Here is a 26,635-nt window from a genome sequence, read left to right as displayed (position 1 = left end):
GTTTCCGCCCGCGCGGGGCCACGACCGATGCAACGCCACGTCCAGAATTCGATCCCCACATTGCGCTTCCGCCTCGCAGCTGCCATCGCAAAAGGCTTGCTGCAATGTCCATGCTGCGGGAGATCAGCAAATCAGGTCATGAATGTTTAATAACACAGTAGAACTAGAGAAACACTGATTAATTCGATATAGCCGTCATTGCGAGCGAAGCGCGGCAATCCAGCGCATTGATTAAGCAGGCATTTCAGGATTGCCGCGTCCCGCCGTGCTACGCTCGCGGCTAAAGGCTAACAACGCTCCTCGCAAAGACGGATTAATCAGCGTCTCCCCAGGCTTTGCTGTCGGAGTTTTGCCGTCGACCGGGAAGGGCAACGCATCAAACGGGCGGCGGCGTTCAGGTTAGAATTGCTCCCCCGCCTCATCCGAATCAGCCGAGACCCACCATGATCCGCCGCAATCCAAACGGGGACCTCCCCCAGGTGCACGAGACCGCCTTCGTCGACCCCACCGCCATCCTCTGCGGCAAGATCATCGTCGAAGCCAATGTGTTCATCGGGCCGTATGCCGTGATACGCGCGGACGAAGTGAATGACGACGGCGACATGGAGCCGATCGTCATCGGCGCCGATTCCAACATCCAGGATGGCGTGGTGATTCACTGCAAGGCGGGGGGCGGCGTCACCATCGGGCGCGGCAGTTCGATCGCCCACCGCTCCATCGTGCATGGACCTTGCACGGTGGGCGACAACGTATTCGTCGGCTTCAACTCGGTGCTGTTCAACTGCTCGGTCGGCGACGGATCGGTGGTCCGCCACAACTCAGTGGTCGAAGACTGTGACGTCCCGCCGGGCTTCTACATCCCCTCCACCGCCAACATCCACTCCAACGAGGAGCTGGCCGGAATCGAGCGCGTGACGCCGGACGTCAGTGGGTTTTCGGAAAGCGTGGCGCAGGCCAACAACGAGCTGGTGAAGGGTTACAAGCGGATACGCAACGAGTTTTGACGGGCTGAAAATCGACCCGGTCAGGAGAAACTGACCTTGACCGTGGTCCCCTGCCGCTCGCTGCTTTCCAGCCTGACCTGCCAGCCGTAGCGGTCGCAGATGCGCTTGACCAGGGAGAGGCCGATCCCCGCGCCTTCGCTCGTCATGTCGCGGAAATGGCGGATGAAAACCTGTTCCATGGCGTGGCCGGGGATGCCCTTTCCGGTATCGCTCACGGTCAGGGAGCGGGCATCCTGCAGCACCACCACGGTGCCGGCCGCCGTGTAGGAAAAGGCATTGCGCACCAGGTTGCTGACCAGGATTTCCACCAGGCCGGCATCGGCGGACAGGATCAGCTCCGGGTTGGTGTGCACTTCCACCTCGACCGGCTTGCTGCCGAGCAGGTGGCGCTGCTTCTCCACCACGGCCCGCACCACCTCGGCCAATACGCAACCCCCGCCCGCGGCCAGGCTGTGTTCCTCGCGTGCCATCAACAGCAGGGCCGTGCCCAGTTCAGCCATGTCGTGGGCGGCACGATCGATGCGGCCAATCCGGGCTTTCTGCCGGTCACCGAGGCTGTCATCCTCGAGCAGCACCTCGGTTGAACTCAGGATCACCGCCAGGGCGGTGCGCAATTCATGGCTGATGTCGGCGCTGAAGGCCCGTTCCCGTTCGATGAAGGCACGCATGCGGATCAGGTGGCGATCGAACACGCGCGCCAGTTCGCCCACTTCACCGACAGGGAAATCGTCGGCCAGCGGTTGTTGTTCCCAGTCATCCGGGCTGCGGTGACGCACCTTGGCCGCCAACTCGGCCACCGGCGCGACCACGGTACGTGCCAGCCAGATGCCGCCGAGAGTGGACAACAGGGTCATGGCCACGGCCATCAGCCCGAGTATCCAGGCAAAACGCTGCTCGCGCCGCGCCTGCAGGGAGGTGTCGTAGAGCAGATAGTAGTGCGTACCGCCGCGCTCCAGGATGGCGACCCGGTAACTCAGCGTGCCGAGGTGGATGTCATGGCGACCGAGCGGCAGCCCCGCCAGGTAGTCCGGCACATCGCCGACGCCGTCGACATCGCGTACATAGCCCTGGACGATGACGGTGGAAGGCGGCAGCGATGCCGGATTGCGTTCGCGCCGGGCGATGTAGTCGTCCAGTTCCGCCGACAGGGTTTCGTCGATCAGGCGCTGTCCCAGGTCGTGGGCTCCCTGGTACAGCACCACCGCCATGATCAGGCTGACGAAGGCGCCGAAGCCGGCGAAGAACAGGGCGACGCGCCCGCGCAAGTCACGCGGCAGGCGCATCGGGGGCTTTCAGTTGGTAACCGACGCCGCGCAGCGTGTGCAGCAGGGGCGGTAGGCCCGGTGGGTCGATGGCGGAGCGCAGGGTATGCATGTGTACGCGCAGGGAATCGCTGTCCGGCGGCGAGTCGCCCCACACAGCCTGTTCGATATCACGCCGCCAGACCACACCGGGCGCACGCCTCATCAGCAATTCCAGAATTTTCAGCGGCAGTGCCGGCAGGGCCAGGGTCTGGCCGGCGCGTTGCACGGTAAACGTGTCGAGATCGAATACCAGATCGGCCACCTTGAGCCGGCGCTGGGTTTCGCCGGCGCGCGTGCGCCGCGTCAGGGCGCGCAGACGCAAGTCGAGCTCGCGCAATTCGAACGGCTTGACCAGGTAATCATCCGCTCCCTCGCCGAAACCGGCGGCCTTGTCGTCCAGCGTGGCGCGCGCGGTCAACATCAACACCGGCACTGAGGATTGCGCGTCCTGGCGCAGGCGCCGGCACAGGGTCAGGCCGTCGATGCCGGGCAACATCAGGTCGAGGATTATCACGTCATGCGGTTGGGTGACGGCCAAATGCAGGCCGGTGACGCCATCCATGGCCACATCCACCAGATAGCCCTTGGCCTCCAGATAGTCGGCAATGTTCGCCGCAAGATCCTGACTGTCTTCGATGATGAGTACAGAAATGGCTTCGGGGTCGTGCATGAACGGGTGGCACGGTGGCGAGAGTGATCGATCAGATATCTTTTACTGCAAGCGCGGCATTGCGTCCAGCCGCGCCAACCCTCTCCACGCCGGTGGCTACTGGAAACCCGACTCGCGCGCCGGGTTCGGTTCAGGCATGTCGTTTGCCTGCGCGCTGCCTGACTGCGTGCGCGAATAGTTCGGCGCGCCGGCGAAAAAGGCCAAAGGCGCTGCTTCAGGCATGCCCGGGCGCGGGATGATGCAAGGCCTCGGCCAAGCGTCTGAACACGCTGCGGGGGCTCACTGTCAGGATGTCCGTACCCTCCGCGATTCCTTGGGGCAGTTGACCGGCACAGGCGACGACGAGATCGGGCTCCCAGGTGCGGATGACGTCGGCCAGCAAGACTTTCGTTTCGCCCCACACCACTTTGGCTTCCGCCCAACCCAGGTTGTTGCGCGCCAGTTGCAACTCGAGCCGCTTCTTCACGTCCGGCGCGCGCCGTGCGGCCGCTTCTCCCGGCAGGACGGCAGCCGGGCCGTCGGGCTCGAAGCCGCTGCGGGTGTCAAGCACGCGCACCACCAGCATTTGCGTGCGTGGGCCCTGAGCGAGCTCGGCGGCACGCTGCAGCAGGATGTCGCCTTGGCCATTCGCCGGGATGGGCACCAGAATGCGGCGATAGGTTTTCATGGCAGCGCTCCTTCGGTTAAGGGGTGTTGATGCGTGTTTTCCGTCTGACGGCTGACTGTTTGGCAGGCGTGGAAAAGCCGGTGCGGGCAATCCGCGCAAATGTTTTTGTCCAGGCGCGGGAAAATCGCTTCCGCCGGCCTGGACTTGACCGGGTAGAGGTTGTGCTCGCCGATGTCCTGCATGAAGCCGCCTTTGCGCAGGGTCTCGGCCACGCTTTCCTTCATCCGGTAGAAGCTCAGGCTGCCGCCTGCGCGGGCATAGCGTCGAGCGGTTTCAGCGAGAAACTCGGCGCCGGCCAGGTCGACAAAATTGATGCCGCTGGCCATCACCACCAGGTGTTTTTGCAGCGGCGCAGCTTCCTGCATCTCCTGCAACTGCTGCTGCAGATGAGCGACTGCACCGAAGAAAATGGAGCCGTTCAGCCGCACCATTTTGATCTGCGGACATTCCGGATGCCCGTCGACGTGGATGTAGTGAAGGCTTTCAGGGTCGCGGTCCGGCACCACGACTTCCAGGGTCGGGCGCGAGGTGCGGTAGAGGTACAGCGCCAGCGACAGGGCAATACCGAAGAAGATGCCTTTTTCCAGGTCGATCAGGGTGCCGATCAGGGTGACCCACAACACCACGGTTTCCTGCTTGCTGATGCGGGGCAACAGGCGGATGTGGTGGCTGTCGATCAGCCCCCAGGCCACCAGGAACAGGATGCCGGCCATGGCAGCGTTGGGCAGATAAGCCGCCAGGGGGGCCACCAAGAGCAGGATCACCACCAGAAACAGTGAGGCATACACTGCCGCCAGCGGCGTTCTCGCGCCGGCAGCATAGTTGACGCCGCTGCGGTTGAACGAGCCGGAGGCGGCATAACCGGAGAAGAAGCTGCCGACGATATTGGACAGCCCCTGGCCGATGAACTCCTGGTTGCCGTCGATGTTCTGGCCGGAACGGATGGCAATGGCGCGGGAAATCGACACCGCCTCGGTCAGTGCCAGCATGGTGATGATCAGCGCCGGAAACATCATTTGCGACAGGCTGTGGAATGAAAAGTCGGGCAGGGACAACGGCGGCAGGCCGGAAGGCAGCGCGCCGACCGTGCTGATGTGGGTCGTGTCCACCCCGTAATATGCGTTGATGCCTGCCGCGAACAAGCTGCCTGCCACCATCGCGACAATCATGTAGGGCAATTTTGGCGCATAGCGTTTGGTCAGGATGCCGACCACCAGCGTTGTCAGGCTCACCGCCAGTACGTAGGGGTTGATGCTGCCCACCTGCAGCGCGAGCAGTTCCAGTGTCTTGAAGAAAGGCGTGCCGCGCGGGATGTCCACGCCGAAGAAATTCTTGATCTGGCTGCCGGCGATCAGCAGCGCAGCACCCGCGGTGAAACCGATCACCACGGTATGCGAGATAAAGTTCACCAGCACGCCCATGCGCGCCAATCCCAGGGCCAGTTGGAACAGACCGGTCAGGAAGGTCAGCGTCAGCACCAGGCCGATGAATTCCGGCGAGCCCGGCGGGGCGTAAGGACTGACCGAGGCGAACACGGCGATGGAAATGGCGGTGGTGGGGCCGGACACCAGATGCCAGCTCGATCCGAACAGGGCGGCGATGATGGCCGGCGTCATCGCCGCATACAGACCATATTCCGGCGGCAGGCCGGCAATGGTGGCGAAGGCCACCGCCTGCGGCAGCACGATCAGCGACCCCGTCAGCCCGGCCATGGCATCGTCGCGCGTGTTGGCGCGAGTCACCCGGTCGCGCCAGCGCAGGAAGGGAAACAGCCGCGACCAGTCGAAGGCGAAACGTAAAGCGCCCCTACGGGCGTGTGAGGCAAACATGGCGAAACTCCAACCTCTGAACAATGGTTGAAGTCTGACAACACACGCGTTAACGGCCGGTTAAGCGCAGGTCAAGGACAGGTTATCCGCATACCGCAAGCGGGTCCGCACGAGGAACGCGGATATCAGCGAATTTGTGGAAAACGTGATGCACGCCAATCAAGTGAGGAAGGGGTACACGCGGGCATCCAACGAGTCTGGGGGGCTGGAATCGACCCGTTTCAGCCGTTCGGATTTCTGTATAGCTGCCGTTCAACGTGCTAGTTCAGGGGCCGCCGAGAAGCGCAGCTTCACGGTGGCCCCCTGGAATCGGCGGGTTAGCTTCGTACTTCATCGATGTGTTCACGAGCACCAATGAGCTTTCGAACACCGGACGCATCAACAACCGCGCCTTCGGTAGTTCCATCGGGTTTCTTCACTAAGACAAATTGAAGCTCGTTCGTCTTTGACGAGGATACACCAGCGACAAAAGGTGTATTCCGGTATTTTCCGGCCGAGACCTCAACGGGTGTTCTCGTGTGGTCCACATCAAGTCCGACCCTGAGTTCGACTACCCGTACGGTTGCTCCATTGATTTCAGCATCCCACAGACCGCCTGGCCTAGAGTACGAGAACCAGAACTGACGCTCATTCATCGACGTGATTCTGGGGTATAGGGCTTCCTTCGTTTCGGTAAGATTGAGCACGTAGCGGACAAACTCATCAAGCGTGGTCTGCTGGGAATCGCAGGTTATGGACGAGGTTGAGGGAACATCAATCTGTTCTCGGTTTCCTCCGTCCGACTCATATATCACTGCGCACGTGTACTTGAAGGATGTGAGTTCAAAGAAGCCTGTCGCTGTAAGCTCCGCAACAATCTTCCAGTCTGCAGCGAGTGCAGTTTCAATCGTCACAGCCTCGATTCCATAGAACTTAGCCTTTGCAAGTGCGGGGGCGTAGAAACCAGCTTCTGCAACGAGGATCAGTTTGTCCGTGGGCAAGGAAGAATGCTTTGAGCGCATGCTCTCTACCCAAGGCGTATCGGCTTTCCGTCCGCGCGCGACGACTTCGATGGCAATGTTCACCTCATAGCCCGAGGCGTTTGTCGCAATTAGCACGTCGACTTCTCGTTGTTCCCCAGTGATCTTGTCCCTAACCATCGCCGACTCAATGACCTGCGCGTGGCCGGCGAGGCTGCTATTTATGAGCAACACAAGGCGCTGGAATAGATTAGATCGTCTCGGCATGGACGGAAAAAGCTAACATTAATTACCTTGAAGCCATGAATATGCAAGCTTGGCTTATTTAGTCAATTTGCTTCACCACAGCCGCAACTAAGCTGGAAATCTTCTTGCTGTTGTTCGCTGTGCGAAATGTCCTTCTCTTTTCCTGCTCCACCTTTGGCAAGTAACCGCGTCCGGTAAACGGATTGAGAAGTTGAACGGCTTTTTTTCCTTCAATGGCTTTCTGAATCTCCTCGTTTAGCCAGCGCTCCATCTCATTGATCTTGTCGATATACGTACGCCTCACGGTATCGTCTTCTGGGTAATCGTCAAAATGATCGAACACATAGATGTAATCACGCTCTTCGTGATCATCGAGATGATTCCGGATTTGGCTATGCATCTTGTTGTAGGAAAAATGGTTTCCGCAACGAGAGATAAGGGGGTTGCAGCCGTCATTGTTGTCGCCAGTCTTGCCGACATACAACTTTGTATTGTCGCTTGACCTCGCTACAACAACGTACACCGCAAACTTTCGTTTGAGGCTTTCTTTGTGAAGAGTGAAAGTGAATGTCATGGGAGCGGCACTAACGTGCAAGTCCAGGGGAGCGCCACTTGCGGCGCATCCCATGTAACAAAGGGTTGGGCGTCATGTGGAGGAAACCCTGCATGACTTACTTATTTTCCTTTGGACGAATGGCGGCGCGCTTGGCTTTCGTTGCGGCGGCTTGAAACGCCCTCTCTGCTTTCTTCCGTATATCGACAGCCTTTGCAAGAGACTCTTCGTATCTTCCGTCAGTCATGGTGTTCTCGGTGCCGATGTACACATTTGCATTGGTCGGCTTATCTCCAAACCGGGGAATGGTGACACCAAAGTTGTATTCAGCAACACGGCGACCTTTTCGCGTGCGTGAAATTGGCCCAGAGATACCGACCGGCAAATCATTGTTCTTCGACGAACTGTTTCCTTGCTTTAGCCCAGTAGGCGCAGGCAAGCGATCAATGCGTTTATGGAGTTCTTCGATGGCCGCGGCAAGAGCGCCTTCCGCACCGCTACCGTCAGTTGTGTGGTCGGAGAATGTCTTCCATTTTCCATAGCGTAGCTGCCACGCTCGGGTGTTCTTTGAGTCGAGACGTTGAATGTGCTCAGGCACTTGGAATCGATGACCAGAGAAGATGGCAACCTCGCGATATTTCATTTCTCGATTTCCTCATTGGCGAAAATTCTTGCCTGCATAATCATGGCGTCCAATAGTTATTCACCAGACTGGCCGGTCTGGGCTATTGAAATTCTTTGAGCATGCCGATGTGCTGTAACTGACTAATTCATTGTGGGTGCGCTGAGGTTGCCTGTCCGCATGTGCAATGATAATCCGGATCGAGTGTCTGCTATGGGGGAAGTGCTCGACCGTCCGGAATTGGCCGACAACCGCCTTCCCCCATATTGGCCGCTTAACCCTTCTCCACCTCATACCGCTTCAACTTTCTCCATAGCGACACGCGATCGATGCCGAGGATTTGCGCGGCGAGGGTCTGGTTGCCACCGGCTTCCTGCAGCACCCAGGCGATGTAGTCCTGTTCCTGTTCTTCCAGGGTGGGGATGCGCCCCGCCTTTTTACGGAAGGTGCGGATGGAGAGTTCGCGCAAATCATCGGGCAGCTGGGCGGGTTCGATGCTGTGGCCGGTAGTGAGCGCGACACCGCGCTCGATGATGTTTTCGAGTTCGCGCACGTTGCCGGGAAAATCGTAGGCGCGCAGCAGGTCGAGGGTGTCCGGTGCAATCTCGGTGACGTCCTTGCCCATCAGCGCGGCGTGCTTCGCCAGGAAGTGGTGGGTGAGCAGCGGCACATCTTCCTTGCGTGCGCTTAAAGCGGGGATGTGCAGGTTGACGACGTTGAGGCGGAAGTAGAGGTCCTGGCGGAAGCCGCCCTGCTTCACCATCTCCAGCACGTCGCGATTGGTGGCGGCGATGAAGCGCACGTCGATTTTTACCGGCGTGGTGGCGCCCAGCGGCAGCACTTCCTTTTCCTGGATCAGGCGCAGCAGCTTGACCTGCATGGCGGGCGGCATTTCGGTGATCTCGTCGAGAAACAGGGTGCCGCCGCTGGCCGCTTCCAGCAGTCCCTTCTTGTCGGCGTGGGCGCCGGTGAATGCGCCCTTGCTGTGGCCAAACAGTTCGTTGGCCAGCAGCTCCTCGTTGAAGGCGCCGCAGTTCACCGCGACGAACGGGCCGGACTCGCGCCGGCCGTGATGGTGCAGGTAACGCGCGAAGAGCTCCTTGCCGGTGCCGGATTCGCCGGTGATGAGGATGTTGCAGTCGGTGGGTGCGACCTGCCGCGCCATGTCGAGGAGGTGCTGCATGTGGTTGTCCTGGGTGAGGATGCACACCTTGCCCTGGTAGCTTTCCACCTGCTTTCTGAGACTGCGGCTTTCCCGCCTGAGGCGGATTTTTTCCAGCGCCCCGGCCACCACTTCGCGCACCTCATCCAGCCGGTAGGGCTTGGCAAGGTAGTAGAAGGCGCCCTGCTTCATCGCCTCGACGGCAGACGCCAGCGTGGCATGGCCGGTGATCAGGATGACTTCGGTGTCGGGGTGGCTTTCGCGGCAGCGCTTGAGGATCTGCATGCCGTCCACCTTGTCCATGCGCAGTTCGCTGAGCACCACGTCGAAAGGCTGTTTCTCCAGCAGGACCTGGGCATTGCTTCCGCTCTGGGTGGCGGTGACCGCGTAGCCCGCCTTTTTCATCACCTGTTCCAGGTTTTTCATGGCGACTTTTTCGTCGTCCACGATCAGAAGCTTGCCGCTAATCATGCGCTCTCCGTTCATTTGCGCTAAATGTTGTTGCATGTTGCAATAAGCCAATGCTAATTGCAACAAGTTGGGCAATTGTCTTTTAACCTAGATTTAACAAAGGTGCGGTTACCGATCCATGACAGGCGCTTTCCGCCAAGCCATCCAACCGTTGCGTTCTGCAACAGTTCGCAGTTGATTTAAAAAGCCGCGTTTAACCTGTTTCCTCTGATTTTTCATACCCTTGGGTGGATTCATCCCGGCTGGCACGCTTGCTGCACTAAGGGTAGTGTCCCAATAGCAAGCGCTCAGGAATGACCCACCCCGGCAAACAACGAACCGTATTGCTCGCCGTCCGCGAGGGGCATGTGGATCCGCGTCTGCTAACTTCCGCGCTGTCGCTTTGCCGCCGCCTCGAGGCCGACCTGGAAATCCAGGTCATCGCCGCCGGAGAAACACCGCCGCCCGAGATGGACGATTTTCTGGACTCGCTGCGCGAGGCAGGCCTGCCGTTCAGCCTGGACGTGAAGCCCAGCCTGCGCCGGCGCGACCTGGTCGACTACGCCAACGCCCATGAACACATTGCGGCGGTGGTGATCGACTCGCGCGAAGGCTGGGAAGCACTGGCCCAGGACCGCAGCAGCGACCCGTGGAAACACCTGGCCTGCCCGCTGGTGACCGCTGCGGCGCATGACAAGAAACAAGCCTGATCCATACGCAATTAACTGACCTAAAGACCATCCATGCCTGCCTTTCTGACCAAATTCCTGCCCTTCCTGCGCTGGTTCCCGATGACGGACGACGTGCTGAAGGCCGACTTCATGGCGGGCCTTACCGTGGCCCTGGTGCTGATTCCGCAGTCGATGGCCTACGCGCAACTGGCCGGGCTGCCAGCGTATTACGGGCTGTATGCGGCTTTCCTGCCGGTGGCGGTAGCGGCCCTGTGGGGCAGCTCGAACCAGCTCGGCACCGGGCCGGTGGCGGTGGTGTCGCTGCTGACGGCCTCGTCGCTGGCAGTGCTGGCAGTGCCGGGCTCCGACCAGTTCATCGCGCTGGCCATCATGCTGGCGCTGCTGGTGGGCATCATTCAGCTGCTGCTCGGCGTGTTCAAGCTGGGCGTGATCGTCAACTTCCTGTCGCACCCTGTCATCGTCGGCTTTACCAACGCGGCGGCCATCATCATTGCGCTGTCGCAGGTGTCCAAGCTGTTCGGCGTGCCGATGGGGCGCAGCGAGCATTTCATCAACGATATCGTCGGCGTATTCCAACTGATCGGTGACACCCATCTGCCGACGCTGGCGATGGGTGCGCTGGCCATTGCCCTCATGTGGAGCATCAAAAAATATGCGTCCAAACTACCCGGCGTATTGATTGCCGTGGTGGTGACGACGCTGCTGTCATGGTCGGCCGGGTTCGAACGCAACGCGGCCGGCGCGCCCGAGCAAATCGCCGACCCCGAACTACTGGCCGTGGTGCAGCAAAGCATGGGGGCTGCGAAGCGGGTGGACGACCTGAACACGCAGATCGCGGAGAAGTCGGCCGCGCTGAAGGCGATGTTGAAAAACAGTGCCGAAGAGAACGTTCACGTGGTGCAAATGGAAGCCGAACTGGGGTTGGCACGGATTGAAGTTCACGCTGCGGAAGCGGCTTTCGCCAAGGAAAAAGCGGCGCTGCGGCACCTGCAGGTGGTACGCAGCACGGATGCCAGCGGTGCGACGCTGGCCATTTATGCGGCCGACAGGCCGCCACAGGACGTGACGCTGGATGAGACGCCCTACCGCCTGCGCAAGCTCAGCGCCAATGGCTTCCAGCTGGTGGGCGGCGGCGAGGTGGTGGGTTCCATCCCCGAAGGCCTGCCCAGCGTCAAGATGCCCAGCTTCAACCTGGATGCGCTGGGTTCGCTGCTGTCGGCGGCGCTGGTGATTTCGCTGGTGGGTTTCATGGAGGCGATCTCCATCGCCAAGGCCGTTGCGGCCAGAACCCGGCAGCGTATCGATCCCAACCAGGAACTGGTCGGCCAGGGCCTGGCCAACGTGGTGGGCAGCTTTACCCAGGCGTTCCCGGTCTCGGGCTCGTTCTCGCGCACGGCCGTCAACATGAATGCGGGCGCTAAAACCGGCATGAGTTCGGTGATCACCGCGCTGATCGTGTTGATCGCGCTGCTGTTTCTCACCCCGCTGCTGTACCACCTGCCGCAGGCAGTGCTGGCTGCCATCATCATCATGGCGGTGGTCGGTCTGGTGAACTTCAAGGCAGTGAAGCATGCGTGGCAGGCCAGCCGGCATGACGGCATTGCCGCCGTGGTGACCTTCATCGCCACGCTGGCCTTCGCCCCGCATCTGGACAAGGGCATCATGGTGGGCGCGGGCCTGGCGCTGGGCCTGTACCTTTATCGCACCATGTCGCCGCGCGTCGCCATTCTCGGCCGCTACAAGGATGGCACCCTGCGCGACCTCGGGGTGAACCCGGATCTGCCCACCAGCAAGCACGTGGTGGCGATCCGCTTCGACGGCTCGCTGTACTTCGCCAACGTCTCCTACTTCGAGGACGCGGTGCTGGAAGCCGTATCCAATCACCCTGATGCCAAATACGTCCTGGTGGTGGGTGACGCCATCAATCAGCTGGACGCGTCCGGCGAGGAGGTCATTCATCACCTGGTCGAGCGCCTGAACAGCGCGGGGATCACCCTGGTATTCAGCGGCCTGAAAAAACAGGTGCTGGATGTGATGCGCGCCACCGGGCTGTTCGACACGATCGGGCAGGACAAGCTGTTTGCCACGGTCGACCAGGCGATTGCCGCGATTTACGAGAAACTGGGCGAAAATGCAGCGGATGATCTTTTCTGCGCGGTATCACCGGAACGGTAAGTTTTCTTGAATATGACAAACGGGTTTTATTCCTACTTTGCAGATCCGGTCCAGTGGGCCTGGGCAGGGGTGATGTTCTGGCTGGTGCTGGGATTCGCGGCCCTGTTGCTGCAGGGCTCGCAGCGCCTGCTGATCCGGCTGGTGTTTCCGCTGGGCGCCCTGGGCGCACTCTTCATTGCCGGCGTGGGGGTAGCCGGCCTGCTGCTGCCGGCCTCCGCGGTCATCCTGCCGATCGGCCTGCCCGACCTGCCTTTCCATCTGCGGCTGGATGCCCTGTCCGCCTTCTTCATGGTGCTGCTGGGCGGCGCGGCGTTCGGCATCACGGTGTATGCGATGGGCTATTTCCGCAACATGGCTGCGGGCCCACTGGCGTTGCTTATCCTGTGGTATCACCTGTTCCTGGGCGGCATGGTCACGGTCATGCTGGCCGACGATGCCTATGCTTTCATGGTGGCCTGGGAGGTGATGGCGCTGTCGTCCTACTTTCTGGTCACCACCGACCACGACCTACCCGAGATCCGCCACGCCGGTTTCCTTTATCTGCTGATCGCCCACGTCGGCGCAGTCGCTCTGCTGCTGTGTTTCGGCGTGTTGCAGGGCGGTCACGGCGATTACACCTTCGACACCATGCGTCTGGCCGAATTGACGCCGTTCTGGGCCTCGGCCGCCTACCTGCTGGCGCTGTTCGGCTTCGGCGCCAAGGCAGGCATCGTGCCCATGCACGTGTGGCTGCCGGAAGCGCACCCGGCCGCGCCCTCGCCGGTTTCGGCGCTGATGTCCGGGGTGATGCTGAAGACTGCCATCTACGGCCTGCTGCGCGTCACCTTCGATCTCCTCAACGTGCAGATCGGGTGGTGGGGCACCCTGGCACTGGCGCTAGGGCTCATCACCGCGCTCTACGGGGTCATCTTCGCCGCCGTGCAGTCGGACATGAAACGCCTGCTGGCCTGGTCTTCCATCGAAAACGTCGGTGTCATCCTGGCGGGTTTCGGCCTCACCCTGATCTTCTACACTGACGGCAAAGGTGCGATGGCAGCACTCACCCTGACGGCCGTGCTGTATCACTCGATCAACCACGCTTTCTTCAAGGGCTTGCTGTTTCTGGGCACAGGTGCGGTGCTGCATGCCACCGGCGAGCGGCGCATGGGCAAACTCGGCGGGCTGATCCGCACCATGCCGTGGACCGCCTGGCTAACGCTGATCGGCGCCCTGGCGATTGCCGGTCTGCCGCCATTGAACGGCTTTGTATCGGAATGGCTGCTGTTGCAGGCCTTCCTGCTTACGCCGAACCTGACCCAGCCCTATCTCAACATGGTGATTCCGGTGGCAGCGGCTTCCGTGGCATTGGCGGCGGCGCTGGCGGCCTATGTGGTGGTGAAGTTTTATGGCGTCATCTTCCTTGGCCAGCCACGCGATGCGGCGCTGCAGCACGCGCATGAAGCCAGTTGGCCGAAACGGCTTGGAATGCTCTGGCTGGCGGCGGGCTGTGTGCTGCTGGGCCTGTTTCCCGCCCAGGTCATCGGCTGGCTTTCCCCGGTGGTGCAGCTGCTGACCAAGCAGACCCTAGTGAACGACGGCAACTGGCTGATGCTCGCACCCGTCTCGGCGGAGCGCGCGAGTTACGCGCCGCTGATCTTCTTTGCGGTGGTGGGGGTGGTGCTGCTGCTCACCTTCATCTGGGTGCGTCGCGTCTACCATGGCCGGGTGCGCCGCAGCGATCCGTGGGATTGCGGCTACCCGGAACAGGACGCGCGCATGCAGGACAGCGCCGAAGGCTTCGGCCAGCCGATCCGGCAGATTTTCGAAGTGTTCATGAAGGTCGAGCGGGAAACCCCCGATCCCTTCTCACGCACCCCGCACTACCACGGCGCGTCGCTGGACAAGATATGGTTCATTCTATATGAACCGATCGCGCGGCTGACGGGCTGGCTGTCGGAGCAGGCCGGACGGCTGCAGCACGGCCGCATCCAGTGGTATCTGATCTACAGCTTCGCCACCCTGATCTTCCTCCTGGTCTTTACAACACGATGAGCACCGGCATCCTTCTGCAACTCGCCCAGACCCTGCTGGCGATCCTGCTGGCGCCCCTGCTGATGGGCTGGGTCAACCAGTGCCGCGCCTGGCTGCAGGGCCGCAGCGCGCCGCCGATCACCCAGCCCTATCGCACGCTGAAGAAGCTTTTCCACAAGGACGCGGTGATCGCACACAACGCCTCGCCGCTGTTCCGCTTCGCGCCCTACATGATCTTCGCCTGCATGGCGCTGGCGGCGGGCATCGTGCCGACCATCGCCAACGACCTGCCGTTCTCGCCGGCCGCCGACGTCATCGCCCTGGTCGGCATCTTCGCGCTGGCGCGGGTGTTTCTGGCGCTGGCGGCGATGGACATCGGCACCGCCTTCGGCAGCCTGGGCGCGCGCCGCGAGATGCTGGTGTCCTTCCTCGCCGAGCCGGCGCTGCTGATGGTGTTCTTCACTGCAAGCTTCATCGCGCAATCGACCGAGCTGCCGGTTATCGTCGCGACGCTGGCACACCGCGAGTTCGCCATCTATCCCAGCATCACCTTCGCCGCCGTGGCATTCTGGATGATCTCGGTGGCGGAAAACGCGCGCATCCCGGTTGACAACCCCGGCACGCACCTCGAACTGACGATGATCCACGAGGCGATGATCCTCGAATATTCAGCCCGGCATCTCGCGCTGATCGAGTGGGCCGTGGCGCTCAAGCTGTTCACCTATTCGGCGCTGGGCATCGCCCTGTTCGTACCCTGGGGCATTGCGGCGCAGGGGGATCTCGCTGCCCTGCCGCTGGCGCTGCTGGCCATGGTCGCGAAGCTGCTGCTCGGCGGCGCCGCGCTGGCGTTCCTCGAGACGATTTCGGCCAAGCTGCGCCTGTTTCGCGCGCCGGAATTCCTCGGCACCGCCTTCCTGCTCGCAGTGCTCGGCATGCTGATCCATTTCCTGCTGGAGGTTTGAGTGGAGTCGAGAGTGAGTAGTGGAGAGTCGAGAGTGTCGAGCGGAGAGCCGAGGGTCGAGAGTCGAGAGTCGAGAGCGGAAATGCGGAAGATGGCGGACCTGCTCTCCGCCCTCGACTCTCCGCTCTCGACTCAGAACTCTCCGCTCGCGACAAAGGAATCCATATGACGCTGACCTATCACCTTCAGATCGTCAATCTGCTGGCCGCCCTGCTGTTGCTGATCTCCTTCGCCATGCTGTCGCAGCGCCGCATCGCGGGGCTGATCACCCTGTTTGCCTGGCAGGGCGCGGCACTGACAGCCTCGACCGCGCTGGTGGCCTGGTCCACCGGCCAGCATCACCTGTATTACTCGGCAGCACTCACCCTGGTGCTCAAAGTGATTGGCATGCCCTGGTTCTTCTTTCGCATTGTAAAAAAGCTGGACATGGATCGCGATGTGGAGCCGATGATCAACATCCCAACCACCATGCTGATCGGCATTGTGCTGGTGATCTTCTCCTTCAACCTGGCGCTACCGATCTCGGAATTGTCCGGCACCGTGATGCGCTCGACCCTGGGCATCGCGCTGGCCTGCGTGCTGCTCGCCTTCCTCATGATGATCACCCGCAGCAAGGCGATCCCCCAGGTGATCGGCTTTCTGGCGATCGAGAACAGCCTGTTTTTCGCGGCCACCAGCGCCACCTACGGCATGCCGCTGGTGGTGGAACTGGGCGTGGCGCTGGACGTGATGGTGGGCGTGTTCGTGATGGGCATCTTCTTCTTCCAGATTCGCGAGACCTTCGATTCGCTGGATCTGAAGCACATGGAAAAACTCAAGGAAAAATAAGTCGTGGAAATTTACTGGCTACTCGGCATTCCGCTGACGGGCGGCATATTCCTGGCGCTGTGGGGTTGCCGGAAGAATGCGCCTGAGATCAATGCGCTGTTCAGCTTTCTCACCCTGATCGCAGCAGCGCTATTAACGGCACGCATCGTCGAGGGCGGACCGATGATGGTGGGCGCCGGCTGGTTCTTCATCGACTCGTTCAACGTGTTCCTGGTTGCGCTGACCGCCTTGGTCGCCTTCACCACATCCCTGTTCTCGCGCCCCTACATGCGCATCGAACAAGAACACGGCAGGCTCAATGCCCAGCGGCTGCGCCTGTACCACAGCAGCTATCAGATATTCATCGCCGCCATGCTGCTGGCGCTCACCACCAACAACATGGGCATCCTATGGGTGGCGATGGAAGCGGCGACGCTCGCCACGGTGTTGCTGGTGTCGCTGTACCGCACCCCGGCTTCGCTGGAAGCGGCGTGGAAGTATTTCATCCTGTGCGGGGTCGGCATCGCGCTGGCGCTGTTCGGCACCATCCTGCTCTACTTCGCGGCGGAGAAGGTGCTGGGCTCGGGCGGCACCGCGCTGCAGTGGACGCAGCTGAACGGCGTCAAAGCGCAGCTGGAGCCCACGGTGCTGTCGCTGGCATTCGTCTTCCTGCTGGTGGGCTACGGGACGAAAGTGGGTCTGGCCCCCCTGCACAGCTGGCTGCCGGACGCCCACGCCGAAGGCCCGACGCCGGTGTCCGCCGTGCTGTCCGGCCTGCTGCTCAACGTCGCGCTGTACGCGGTGATGCGCTCCAAGGTGCTGGTGGACGGCGCGCTCGGCAACAATATGGCGGGCAACCTGATGATGGGCTTCGGCCTGCTCTCGGTGGTGCTGGCCGCCTTCCTCATCAAGCGCCAGACCGACGTCAAGCGCATGTTCGCCTACTCCTCGATCGAGCACATGGGCCTCATCACCTTCGCCTTCGGCATGGGCGGCGCGGTGGCGAACTTCGCCGCGCTGCTGCACATGACCATGCACTCGCTCACCAAGTCCGCCATCTTTTTCGCCGTCGGCCACGCCACGCAAAAGGCCGGCACGCAACTGATGGCCGACATCCGCGGGCTGATCCAGACCAACCCCACCCTTGGCTGGGGACTGATGCTGGGCACTGTCGCCATCCTCGGCGTGCCGCCGTTCGGCGTGTTTGCCAGCGAGTTCCTCATCATCACCACCGCCATGCACGAACATCCCTGGGCTACGCCCTTCCTGCTGCTGGCGTTGGGCGTCGCCTTCGCCTCCATCTTCGGCAAGGTGCAGCCGATGGTGTTCGGCGAGACCGAATTGCCGAAACTGTCTTACCAGCCCGCGCTGACGCCGGTGTTCCTGCACCTGGGGCTGGTGCTGATGCTGGGTTTGTTCATTCCGCCGTATCTCGCTGACTGGTACCGGCAGGCAGCGCAACTATTGGGAGGCTGAGATGAAGATCGGCGAACACGACTGGCACCTCGAACCGCTCGGCAAGCACATCTGGCGCGGCCGCATGGAGGCCGGACAGCTGCTCGCGCTGTCACGCGAGGTCAAGGAGGAAGGCGGACAACTCATTGCCTTGTGGGGCTCGGACGACCGCCACCTGGCCGGCGGCTTCGGCATTCACGCCGCACTGCTCACCAGTTCGGGGCTGGCCTGGGTGAGTAGCGCGCTCGCGGCGAACGCGCCGGCCTACCCCGATCTGGCGCACATCTTCCCGCAGGCCGACCGCATGCAGCGCGCGACCTTCGACCTGCTCGGCATCACAGCCAGCGACGCGGTGGACGACCGCAAGTGGCTGCGCCACGGCGCCTGGCCGGCGAACGTCTTCCCGCTGCGCAAGGACTTCGATGCCAGCCTGCCCGCCACCCACGACACCGACGCCTATCCGTTCATTCGCGTCGAAGGCGACGGGGTGCACGAAATCGCGGTCGGCCCGATTCACGCCGGCACCATCGAGCCGGGGCATTTCCGCTTCTCCGTCATCGGCGAGCGTGTTCTCAGGCTGGAGCAGCGCCAGGGCTACACCCACAAGGGCACGGAAAAGCGCTTCGAGGGCATGGACCTCGCGACCGGCGCAAAATTGGCCGGACGCGTCTCCGGCGACACCCACAGCGCCTACGCCTGGGCCTACTGCATGGCGGTGGAAACCGCCACTGCCAGCGCGGTGCCCGAACGTGCCGTGTGGCTGCGCGCGCTGTTCCTGGAAATCGAGCGCATCGCCAACCATCTGGGCGACCTCGGCTATCTCGGCAACGACGTCGCCTTGTCCTTCGGCTTCATGCAATTCTGGCGCCTGAAGGAAAACTGGCTGCGGCTGACCGCCAAACTGTTCGGCCATCGCTACCTGTTCGACTGCATCGTGCCGGGTGGGGTGGCGATGGACCTCAGCGACAGCGGCCGCGCGAAACTCGCTCTTGAGGCCAACCGCATCGAGACGGAAGTGCGTTCGCTCAAGGCCATCTACGATGAACACGCCACCCTGCAGGACCGCTTCGCCAATACCGGCGTCTGCAAGCCCGACCTGGCGGCACGGCTGGGCCTCACCGGGCTGGCCGGCCGCGCCAGCGCGCAGGCTTGGGATGCCCGCGCCCAGTTCCCGCAGGCACCCTACGACCAGCTCGACGTCAGCATGTCCACGCAGCGTCGCGGCGACGTGCTGGCGCGCGCCGAAGTGCGCTTCACCGAAATCAATGAGTCGCTGCGCCTGATCCGCGACCTCCTCGCGCGCCTGCCGGCGGGGGACATCCACACCCCGCTCAAGCCGGTTCAGGACGTGTGCGAAGGCCTCGGCTGGGTGGAAGGCTGGCGCGGCGAAGTGCTGGTGGCCGTGCGCATCGGCGCCGACGGCAGGCTCGACCGGGTGCATCCGCATGATCCGTCGTGGCAGAACTGGCCGTTGCTGGAAGTGGGACAACTGGGCAACATCGTTCCCGACTTCCCGCTCATCAACAAATCGTTCAACCTCTCCTACAGCGGACCGGATTTATGACTACGTGCTTCCTGTCCGGTAGGAGCGGCGCCCCCGCCGCGAAGTCCTCCGGACATGTGGCTGATGTTATCGCGGCGGGGCGCCGCTCCTACAACATGCGCTAGAGATTACAGACATGGCAACCCACCTGATCCTGCAGAAGATTTTCAAGACCGGCTTCGTCTCCGAACCGGCGCCGCAGGCCGATCTCAACCTGCGCACCCGCGAGCAAGCCCTGCACGCGGATATCCTCAAGGTGTTCGGCCAGTCGGTGGCGATCCGCCATGTCGACGCCGGCTCCTGCAACGGCTGCGAGCTGGAAATCCATGCCCTCAACGGGCCGCATTACAACATCGAGGGCATGGGGGTGAAGTTCGTCGCCAGCCCCCGCCATGCCGACGTGCTGCTGGTCACCGGCCCGGTCTCGCGCAACATGGAAGTGGCGTTGAAGCGCACGTTTGATGCCACACCGGAACCCAAGTGGGTGATCGCCATGGGCGACTGCGGCTGCACGGGGGGGATGTTCGGCGAAAGCTACGCCTCGTGTGGAAAGGTTTCCAACGTCATCCCGGTCGACGTCGAAGTACCGGGCTGCCCGCCCACGCCCATCGCCCTGTTGCAGGGCATTCTGGCTGCCGTCAGCAAGGCCAAAAAAACGGCGTCCTAGGACGCCGGTCGCGCGAACGCCGAGGCCTGGCTATGCCTTGGCTTTGGGTTTCCTGCCGGGGCTGGCAGACGGCGTATAGCCCGCGACCCGGCACAACATCCCCTCAATTTTTTTGCCATTGATGAATCGCGTGGTGTGACACGCAATGATGTCTCCCCGTTTCGACAGCTCGGACAGATAAAGGCGCACGTCTTCCAGCGGGATTCGGGTCGCGGCTGCGATCTCGGAATCGAGCTGCTCTCCCCGATCTTTCAGGAATTGATGGATCTTCTGCATGTGTTTGGCACCTGGCATTTGAGAATAATAAAGCTTTTAGCGGCGAAAATCCTTCACCCAACGCAATTCAGCCCCCTCGCGCAGGCTCTGCACGATGGCCGAAAAGTCGAGCGGAAACTGCTCGGCGAGCGCTTCCGCCCGTTGTTCCAGCCGTTCCCCATCGAGGGAACAGCCGGCTTCGTCAAAAGCGAAAACAATATGGTTATCGCCCCCGGGCACCGTCCCCACCTGCACGCGCCCCTCGAAGGCTTCGTTCAGCAAGGCCAGGTGCCTGGACCAGTATTTCCTGGGCCCGGCGAAGTTGGCGACGACGAGGCCACCCGGCCTGAGTCGGCGACGCGCCGCCCGGTAAAAGCCGCGATTGAGAAAAGTCGGGGCGATGCCTTTGGCGTCGAAGCCGTCCAGCAGCAGAACGTCGGTATCGCCTTCCGCGGCTGGCAGATACTCGGCCGCATCGGCCTCGATGATCGCCAGACGTGTGTCGTCGGGGACGCCAAACGCCTCACGCAGGGCGATGACATCGCGATTCACCTCGACCACGCTCAGGCGCGCACGCGGCAGGTGTCGATAACAGAACTTGGCCAGCGAACCACCCCCCAGGCCGACCATCAGCACATGGCCGGGGTCCGGCACGAACAACAGAAACGCCATCATCTTGCGAGTGTAGGCAAATTCGAGGGCGAAAGGGTCGTCGATGCGCATCGAGCTCTGGACAAGCTCCAGGCTGAAATGCAGTCGCCGCGTCTCGCGATCTTCGATGATGAAAGGCTTGCCGTAGCAACCAGTCATGATTTGGGCACACAGCACATCCGGGTCGCACTGCGCCGATTCGAGCAGGCGCAGGCTGCCGCGTTCGCCTAGATCGTTCAACGCCATGCCGGGCAGTTCCAGCAGCGGGGCGCATGGGGACATCGCTTTATTGCTCATCGGCCTCTCTCGATTGCCCAGGTCTGTCATCGGATTGCCCCACAAGGTCGCACGCCGGGGTGAGCCAACCAAGCCACCCGGGAAAAGCGGTCCGCAAGGGCAGCAGGACGCGATTGAGTGGCTGTGGAAAAGGGTTAGGCGCAGCTTGATCGATCCAACAAGCACAGATACTACATGGTATTTGAATGATAATCCAGTTATCATTCTATGCACATCACATGCATATCCAGGGCATTCAATGGAAAACCGCACCGCCAGATTGACGCTTCTGATCGACCCGAAAAAGAAACAGATCTTCGAGGAAATCTGCGCCCAGCAAGACCTCACCTCGTCACAAGTGGTGCGCAGGCTGATTCACCAGTACATCATCGAACACGCGGGATCGCGCGAGCTGCCCGAATGGCTGTCGGCACCCACCGCCAGGATCGATCACCCGTTGAAGTAGCCGGCTGCCGGGGAACGAGACGTCTCGCACCCGCTCCTCTCATTCAGTCCGCAACGGATACTCCCCCCATGACCCCACTCAAAAACGACACCTTCCTGCGTGCCCTTCTCCGCCAGCCGACCGAATACACCCCGGTGTGGATGATGCGCCAGGCGGGTCGCTACCTGCCGGAGTACAACCAGACCCGGGCACGGGCCGGCGATTTCATGGGTCTGTGCACGAGCCCCGATCTCGCCACGGAAGCCACGCTGCAACCGCTGGCACGCTTCCCGCTCGATGCCGCCATCCTGTTTTCCGACATCCTTACCATTCCCGATGCGATGGGACTGGGGCTCTACTTCAGCACCGGCGAGGGACCGAAATTCGAGCGGCCGCTGCGTCAGGCGCGCGACATCCTGGCCCTGGCCGTGCCAGACCCGAATATCGAACTGGGCTATGTCATGGCCGCCGTCCGCCAGATTCGCCAGGCGCTGGATAACACCGTACCCCTGATCGGCTTTTCCGGCAGCCCATTCACCCTGGCCTGCTACATGGTGGAGGGCGGCGGCAGCCCGGATTTCAGCCTGGTCAAGACCATGCTCTATGATCGTCCGGACCTGCTGCACCACATTCTCGACGTCAACGCCCGCGCCGTCACTGCCTATCTCAATGCGCAGATCGAAGCCGGCGCCCAGGCGGTGATGATTTTCGATTCCTGGGGGGGCGCCCTGTCCGAAGCCGCCTACGGCGAGTTTTCCCTGGCCTACCTGCAGCAGATCATGAACGGGCTGATCCGCGAGCACGACGGCGCCGCCATTCCCAGCATCGTTTACACCAAGGGCGGCGGCCTGTGGCTGGAAGACATTGCCGCCATCGGCTGCAACGCCATCGGCCTGGACTGGACCATCGACATCGGCAAGGCGCGCCGCCGCGTCGGGGATAAGGTGGCGCTGCAAGGCAACCTCGACCCGGTGGTGCTGTTCAGCAAGCCCGACACCATTCGCGCCGAAGTCGGCAAAGTCCTGCACAGCTACGGCCCGGGCAACGGCCACGTGTTCAATCTGGGGCACGGCATTTCCCAGTTCACCCAGCCGGACCATGCGGCGGCCATGGTCGAGGCGGTGCATGAACTGAGCCGGCCCTACCACGCCTGACCGTTTTAGCCGCTGAGCACGCCAGGATCGAGGCCCCTTTGACCCCCAACAGCCAGACCATCCGTTTTTTCCGACGCCGCATCCCGACTTTCGAGTGCGAACCCGGATGTCATGACTGCTGCGGGCCGGTCACCGCGTCGAGCGAAGAAATGGCCCGGCTCCCGGAAAAAAGCGAAGCGGAGCATGCGGCGGCATTGGACGGCTTGAGTTGCCCGCACCTGGGTGACGCCGGCTGCCAGGTCTACACGGAACGCCCGTTGATTTGCCGCCTGTTCGGCACCACGCCACGACTCGCCTGCCCGAACGGCAAACGCCCCGAGACGATGATCGACCCGCGCATCGAGCAGCAGATTTACCAATATTTCACGGCGACGCGGCACGTTCTCGTTTGATGAAAAAGCCAAAGAAAAAGCCCAGCGACATCGCCGTGGCGGCAGCGAAATCGTTTTTTTATTGGGAAGGCGAGACGCTGGTGCTCAACATCCTGGGCAAACCGAGCGCGAAAAACGATGCAATCGGCAAACCCTATGGCCATCAGCTCAAGGTCAGCGTCACCGCCGCCCCGCGCGCCGGCAAGGCAACCGACCACATGGTGCGTTTTCTGGCGCAGGAGTTCGGCGTGGCGACGGGCGACATCGAGGTTGTGTTTGGCCGCATGAATGTGAACAAACAACTGCGCATCAAAGCCCCCAAGCGGCTGCCAGCGGTCATTGGCCAGCAGGAATTGGTCTGACAGACCGCCCTGTTGATCCGGCCAAGTGAAGTTTGAAGTTGTAGGAGCGGCGCCCTCGCCGCGAATGCCGGCGCCGCACAACCGCCTGCATCCGCCTCGGGGGCGGGCCTCCTACAATCCATCTCAGACGCATAGATGCGTATTCCGGTGAACGTGACCGCTCATTCCGGCTGAACGTGACCGCTGCGCATCAGGTGGTGTTACGCGGTTAAATTGTAATGTCTTCGGTCAGCGTGAAGCGGTGATTGCGCTGCATGATGCGGTCGAGGATGGCGTCGGCGATGGTGGCGTCACCGATCCATGCATGCCAGTGTTCAACTGGTAATTGGCTGGTAATGACGTGGCCTTATTGGCGGCGCGGTCGTCGATGATTTCCAGCAGGTCGGATCGCGTCATGCTGTCGATCGCGCCCATACCCCAATCATCGAGAACCAGTACGTCGGTCTTGGCCAGCTGGATCAGCCATTTGCCGAAGGCCCCGCTACCGTGCCGGATGCGCAATTCTTCCGGCAAGCGGGGTACACGCTGATAGATCGCGGAGTAACCACGCCGGCAGGCGTGTTGCGCCAGGGCGCAAGCGAGCCAGGATTTGCCTGCGCCGGTCGGCCCGGTAATCAACACGCTGTGGCCGGCGGTCACCCAGTCTCCCAATGCCAGGCTCATCACCTCGCGGCGGTCGATCCCGCGGCCCGAGCGGGCATCGATGTCCTCGATGGCCGCCTGGCCATATTTCAGGTGCGCGTTCTTGAGCAGGCGTAGCAGCTTGCGGTCGTTGCGGCAGTGGACTTCCCGATCGACGAGCAGTGCCAGGCCGCTCCTCGAAGCTCAACGCGGCCATGCCGGGCTGGGCCAGTTGTTCTTCCAGGCCCGTTGCCAGGCCATCCAGTTTCAAGGTACGCAGTTGCGCCAGGGTGGTATGCATCATCATCTTCGAATTCCTTATTGGTAGTAGTCAGGGCCACGCACGTGGGCGTGCTCTGGTCGCGGTTGTTGGTCAGGATGTCGCGCACGTGGCGGTACTGGCAGGCGCCGATCCGCAAGGCCAGCGTGCAGGCGGACTCAAGGCGGGGCTTGCCGTAGCGCTTGGCCAGCGACAGCAGCCCCAGGCAGGCGCGGTAGCCGTGCTCGGGATGCCTGTTCTCCGCCATCAGCCGCGTCACCGCCTCGGCCGTGGCCGGGCCGATGCTCTGGCCCCAGTGGGTCAAACGCTGCGGCGGGAACGAAATGTGGGCGCGATGCGCTGCCGGCATATGCGCGGCGATGGTGGTGAAGCCGCCTTGCCGGCTATTGCGGGCGTGGCTGACTACACGCTGCCCGCGATGCATGATCTCGACCACCGCTGTCGTGATGCGCGCTTCCAGCACCTGGCCAACCAGCGCGTGCGGCACGCTGTAGCGATGGCGCTCCACCTCAACGTGGTAGTCGATGTGCGCCTTGACCGTCTTGAAGTTCGCCATTTCATAGCGCTGCAACGGCAGCGGCAACAAGGCGGGCGCATCCAGCGCGGCGAAGGTGCTGGCGCGGCTGCCGGGCAGCTTCTGGAACGGCTTCTCGTTGAGCCGCGTCAGCAGCGGCGCGATGGCCTGGTTGACCTCGTGCACGCTGGTGAATGGGTGATGGCGCAGGCGCGCCATGATCCAGCGCATACGATTTCGCACGCGCTTTAGCGCGTAGCGAATCGGAGTCATTTAGGGTTCAACGATCTGCACCGCTGATTCCGCACGGGCTTTGTCCTGAGGATGGCGGGGCCGCGCCGGCAGAATCGAGGTGCCATAGTGGCGTGCAAAGTCGAGCACGGTGTCGTTGCTGCGCGGCTCGTAGCGGTTGGCGTCCGCGACCATGGCCTTCGGGTTGTCGGGGACGATGAGTTGGGGGCACGCCGCCATAGAAACTCAGTGCACGCGCCGTCGATTCGAGCCAGTCGGCCATCGTCTCGCGCGGCGTGGCGCAGGCGAAGGTATAGCTGGAGGCGCCCATCGCGGCGACGAAGATATGGGCGCGGCTGCCATCGCTCAAGCCGATGGTGGGACCGGCGTAATCGATGAACAGCTTCTCGCCGGCGCGGTGGATCTGGCGCATCGAGCGCTTGAGCTGGCGGGCGAAGCGCCGGTAGTTGTCGCAGAACTGGGAATAGGCGTAGGTCTGGCAGTCCGCGTGATCGGCCCGGTATTCCTCCCACAGCAGCATCAGCGTCATGCCCTTGCGCCACAATTCCTGGTGCAAGCGGCCATAGTCCGGCTGAACATGGTCGCGTGGCCTTTCGGGGGCGACCAGCAGGCGCCGCTCCAGCGCGGCTTCGTCGGTGCCTTGAACCGCCGGCCAGTCCAGGCCCGCTGCGGCGGCGAGACCCACATACTTGGTGACGACGCCCTTCGAAATGCCCAGCGTGGCGGCAATCTGCTGGTGCGAGAGCTTGGCGTCCAACTTCAAACGCAGCACGTCTTTTATCTTACGCATATTGATCCTTGGTGCGGGCACGCTGTCTCCAGACAAAAAGCTGAAAAGCGTACCGGCTCGGTTGCACTATGCGTAACACCATTACTGCTTTGTGCGACACCGTTCCGGTATTTCCGGTATCGTGACCGCCGATTCCGGAAGCGGCCCGAAATCGGTCACGTTCGTCCGGAATGGGCGGTCACGATGCGCCGGAATACCCAGCCTTCGGCACTTCATCCCAGTGCTGGTCGAAGTCCTTGAAGCGGTAGTACTCGACGTCGTGGCGGCCGTCCGAGCAGAAGCCGTGGATGGCGAACGGATCGCCCACCTTGTTGATCGCGTCGGCCAGCAGCACGCAGGCTTGCTGGGTCAGTTCGCGCACCGAGTATTCCTGGTCCTGCACTTTCTCGTTGGTCGATTCCGACAGATCGAGCAGCACCAGGATTGAGAAGTCGCGCGTCTTCCGCACCGAACGCATCATGATGCGCGGGTCAGGCTGGTTGCCCAGGCGGATGTCGATGAAGCTGGCGATCGCCGCGTTGATGTCGATCTCGTCGCCGTCTTCGAGCTTGCGGATGCGCTGCACGCCCTGCGGCTGCATGGCGTCGAGCAGGAATTTCATGCGGTGGATTTCGCGCTTGTACTTGGCGGTGATGTCATCGATCACCTGCAGGTCGTCCGACTTCGCGCACTTTTCCTGCATCGTGGCCCAGGCCGGACGCTCCAGCTGGATCGGGTAATCCCACTCGGAATAGTGGAAGGGATTGGACACCGGCTCGCGGCCTTCCAGCTCGTTGTAGCTCTTGCCCATGTCTTCATACGGGTAGAGTTCGGTGGCGAGCACCCAGATTTCCTCGGCGGCGTCGCCGGCAGTTTCGACGTCGAGCCCGTTGACCATCTCCACCACGC

Annotated in this window: 25 protein-coding genes and 2 pseudogenes; 14 read left to right on the top strand and 13 right to left on the bottom strand. The window is 62.0% G+C overall.

Translation table 11 applies throughout. The features are described from left to right. The first annotated feature begins 443 nt into the window (after positions 1-443). Positions 444-1,004, top strand: coding sequence for a carbonate dehydratase (locus ABW22_RS03510; RefSeq protein ID WP_059751989.1), 561 nt, complete (start codon positions 444-446; stop codon positions 1,002-1,004). 20 nt (positions 1,005-1,024) lie between these two features. Here the strand turns inward: ABW22_RS03510 and ABW22_RS03505 are convergent, their stop codons facing one another. Further along, positions 1,025-2,287 (bottom strand): sensor histidine kinase, encoded by a 1,263-nt coding sequence (locus ABW22_RS03505; protein ID WP_059751987.1) that lies wholly within the window; start codon positions 2,285-2,287, stop codon positions 1,025-1,027. Beyond that, positions 2,271-2,960, bottom strand: coding sequence for a response regulator transcription factor (locus tag ABW22_RS03500; protein WP_059751992.1), 690 nt, complete (start codon positions 2,958-2,960; stop codon positions 2,271-2,273). The genes ABW22_RS03505 and ABW22_RS03500 overlap by 17 nt, the downstream gene beginning before the upstream one ends. 16 nt (positions 2,961-2,976) lie before the next feature. On the opposite strand from ABW22_RS03500, the gene ABW22_RS17180 reads away from it, so the two are divergent. Beyond that, positions 2,977-3,156, top strand: a complete 180-nt coding sequence (locus ABW22_RS17180; protein ID WP_157648538.1) for a hypothetical protein — start codon at positions 2,977-2,979, stop codon at positions 3,154-3,156. A 36-nt stretch (positions 3,157-3,192) separates the two neighbouring features. Here ABW22_RS17180 and ABW22_RS03495 read toward each other — a convergent pair whose 3' ends face one another. The 6 genes from ABW22_RS03495 to ABW22_RS03475 form a co-directional block, all read right to left on the bottom strand. Beyond that, positions 3,193-3,645 carry a universal stress protein gene (locus ABW22_RS03495; protein ID WP_059751986.1) on the bottom strand — a complete coding sequence of 151 codons (453 nt, stop codon included), beginning with the start codon at positions 3,643-3,645 and terminating at the stop codon, positions 3,193-3,195. After that, on the bottom strand, positions 3,642-5,474 hold the full coding sequence (locus ABW22_RS03490) for a SulP family inorganic anion transporter (protein ID WP_059751984.1): 1,833 nt from the start codon (positions 5,472-5,474) through the stop codon (positions 3,642-3,644). The genes ABW22_RS03495 and ABW22_RS03490 overlap by 4 nt, the downstream gene beginning before the upstream one ends. A gap of 317 nt (positions 5,475-5,791) precedes the next feature. Continuing rightward, positions 5,792-6,613 carry a hypothetical protein gene (locus ABW22_RS03485; protein ID WP_162264468.1) on the bottom strand — a complete coding sequence of 274 codons (822 nt, stop codon included), beginning with the start codon at positions 6,611-6,613 and terminating at the stop codon, positions 5,792-5,794. 145 nt (positions 6,614-6,758) lie between these two features. Next, on the bottom strand, positions 6,759-7,253 hold the full coding sequence (locus ABW22_RS03480) for a hypothetical protein (protein WP_059751981.1): 495 nt from the start codon (positions 7,251-7,253) through the stop codon (positions 6,759-6,761). Between the two features lie 97 nt (positions 7,254-7,350). Beyond that, on the bottom strand, positions 7,351-7,875 hold the full coding sequence (locus ABW22_RS17175) for a hypothetical protein (protein WP_157648536.1): 525 nt from the start codon (positions 7,873-7,875) through the stop codon (positions 7,351-7,353). A 253-nt stretch (positions 7,876-8,128) separates the two neighbouring features. Continuing rightward, on the bottom strand, positions 8,129-9,487 hold the full coding sequence (locus tag ABW22_RS03475) for a sigma-54-dependent transcriptional regulator (protein WP_059751979.1): 1,359 nt from the start codon (positions 9,485-9,487) through the stop codon (positions 8,129-8,131). A gap of 293 nt (positions 9,488-9,780) precedes the next feature. Between ABW22_RS03475 and ABW22_RS03470 the strand changes: the two genes are divergently transcribed. From ABW22_RS03470 to ABW22_RS03435, 8 genes are all read left to right on the top strand, one after another. Further along, positions 9,781-10,176 carry a hypothetical protein gene (locus ABW22_RS03470; RefSeq protein WP_157648535.1) on the top strand — a complete coding sequence of 132 codons (396 nt, stop codon included), beginning with the start codon at positions 9,781-9,783 and terminating at the stop codon, positions 10,174-10,176. Positions 10,177-10,209: 33 nt separating this feature from the next. Next, positions 10,210-12,333: a SulP family inorganic anion transporter gene (locus ABW22_RS03465; protein ID WP_059751976.1), complete on the top strand. Its 2,124-nt coding sequence runs from the start codon at positions 10,210-10,212 to the stop codon at positions 12,331-12,333. A 12-nt stretch (positions 12,334-12,345) separates the two neighbouring features. Continuing rightward, positions 12,346-14,364 carry a hydrogenase 4 subunit B gene (gene hyfB / locus ABW22_RS03460; RefSeq protein WP_082708484.1) on the top strand — a complete coding sequence of 673 codons (2,019 nt, stop codon included), beginning with the start codon at positions 12,346-12,348 and terminating at the stop codon, positions 14,362-14,364. Further along, positions 14,361-15,305: a respiratory chain complex I subunit 1 family protein gene (locus tag ABW22_RS03455; protein ID WP_059751975.1), complete on the top strand. Its 945-nt coding sequence runs from the start codon at positions 14,361-14,363 to the stop codon at positions 15,303-15,305. The genes hyfB and ABW22_RS03455 overlap by 4 nt, the downstream gene beginning before the upstream one ends. Positions 15,306-15,469: 164 nt before the next feature. Further along, positions 15,470-16,132 (top strand): hypothetical protein, encoded by a 663-nt coding sequence (locus ABW22_RS03450; RefSeq protein WP_059751973.1) that lies wholly within the window; start codon positions 15,470-15,472, stop codon positions 16,130-16,132. A 3-nt stretch (positions 16,133-16,135) separates the two neighbouring features. Further along, the gene (locus ABW22_RS03445; protein ID WP_059751972.1) at positions 16,136-17,587 is read left to right on the top strand and encodes a hydrogenase 4 subunit F; all 1,452 of its coding nucleotides are present in this window, start codon (positions 16,136-16,138) and stop codon (positions 17,585-17,587) included. A 1-nt stretch (position 17,588) separates the two neighbouring features. Further along, positions 17,589-19,130, top strand: a complete 1,542-nt coding sequence (locus tag ABW22_RS03440; protein WP_059751970.1) for an NADH-quinone oxidoreductase subunit C — start codon at positions 17,589-17,591, stop codon at positions 19,128-19,130. A 115-nt stretch (positions 19,131-19,245) separates the two neighbouring features. After that, positions 19,246-19,776 carry an NADH-quinone oxidoreductase subunit B family protein gene (locus tag ABW22_RS03435; RefSeq protein ID WP_059751968.1) on the top strand — a complete coding sequence of 177 codons (531 nt, stop codon included), beginning with the start codon at positions 19,246-19,248 and terminating at the stop codon, positions 19,774-19,776. 30 nt (positions 19,777-19,806) lie between these two features. Here the strand turns inward: ABW22_RS03435 and ABW22_RS03430 are convergent, their stop codons facing one another. Next, positions 19,807-20,052, bottom strand: coding sequence for a hypothetical protein (locus tag ABW22_RS03430; RefSeq protein ID WP_059751967.1), 246 nt, complete (start codon positions 20,050-20,052; stop codon positions 19,807-19,809). 36 nt (positions 20,053-20,088) lie between these two features. Next, positions 20,089-20,964 (bottom strand): spermidine synthase, encoded by an 876-nt coding sequence (locus tag ABW22_RS03425; protein WP_237763218.1) that lies wholly within the window; start codon positions 20,962-20,964, stop codon positions 20,089-20,091. Between the two features lie 253 nt (positions 20,965-21,217). Between ABW22_RS03425 and ABW22_RS03420 the strand changes: the two genes are divergently transcribed. The 4 genes from ABW22_RS03420 to ABW22_RS03405 all read left to right on the top strand — a co-directional run bounded on the left by ABW22_RS03420 (position 21,218) and on the right by ABW22_RS03405 (position 23,290). Further along, positions 21,218-21,424, top strand: coding sequence for a CopG family transcriptional regulator (locus ABW22_RS03420; RefSeq protein WP_059751964.1), 207 nt, complete (start codon positions 21,218-21,220; stop codon positions 21,422-21,424). 68 nt (positions 21,425-21,492) lie between these two features. Next, positions 21,493-22,557 (top strand): uroporphyrinogen decarboxylase, encoded by a 1,065-nt coding sequence (gene hemE / locus ABW22_RS03415; RefSeq protein WP_059751962.1) that lies wholly within the window; start codon positions 21,493-21,495, stop codon positions 22,555-22,557. Between the two features lie 38 nt (positions 22,558-22,595). Next, entirely contained in the window at positions 22,596-22,949 is a 354-nt protein-coding gene (locus tag ABW22_RS03410; protein WP_059751961.1) for a YkgJ family cysteine cluster protein, read from the top strand. After that, the gene (locus tag ABW22_RS03405) at positions 22,949-23,290 is read left to right on the top strand and encodes a DUF167 domain-containing protein (RefSeq protein WP_059751959.1); all 342 of its coding nucleotides are present in this window, start codon (positions 22,949-22,951) and stop codon (positions 23,288-23,290) included. Before ABW22_RS03410 ends, ABW22_RS03405 begins: the two co-directional genes overlap by 1 nt. A gap of 208 nt (positions 23,291-23,498) precedes the next feature. On the opposite strand, the pseudogene istB reads toward ABW22_RS03405, so the two are convergent. The 3 genes and pseudogenes from istB to ABW22_RS03390 all read right to left on the bottom strand — a co-directional run. Next, positions 23,499-24,218 (bottom strand): annotated as a pseudogene (gene istB, locus ABW22_RS18400) (IS21-like element helper ATPase IstB). A gap of 11 nt (positions 24,219-24,229) precedes the next feature. Next, positions 24,230-25,747, bottom strand: a pseudogene (gene istA, locus ABW22_RS03395) (IS21 family transposase). Between the two features lie 178 nt (positions 25,748-25,925). Further along, positions 25,926-26,635, bottom strand: a 710-nt coding sequence (locus tag ABW22_RS03390) for a nitric oxide reductase activation protein NorD (protein ID WP_419184914.1), incomplete at its 5' end; no start/stop codon positions are given.

It is taken from the genome of Thiobacillus denitrificans (assembly GCF_001530125.1).
GTDB classification, from domain to species: domain Bacteria; phylum Pseudomonadota; class Gammaproteobacteria; order Burkholderiales; family Thiobacillaceae; genus Thiobacillus; species Thiobacillus denitrificans_C.
The sequence above is the reverse complement of the archived record's forward strand: the minus strand, read 5'-3'. Positions and strand labels throughout refer to the sequence as shown.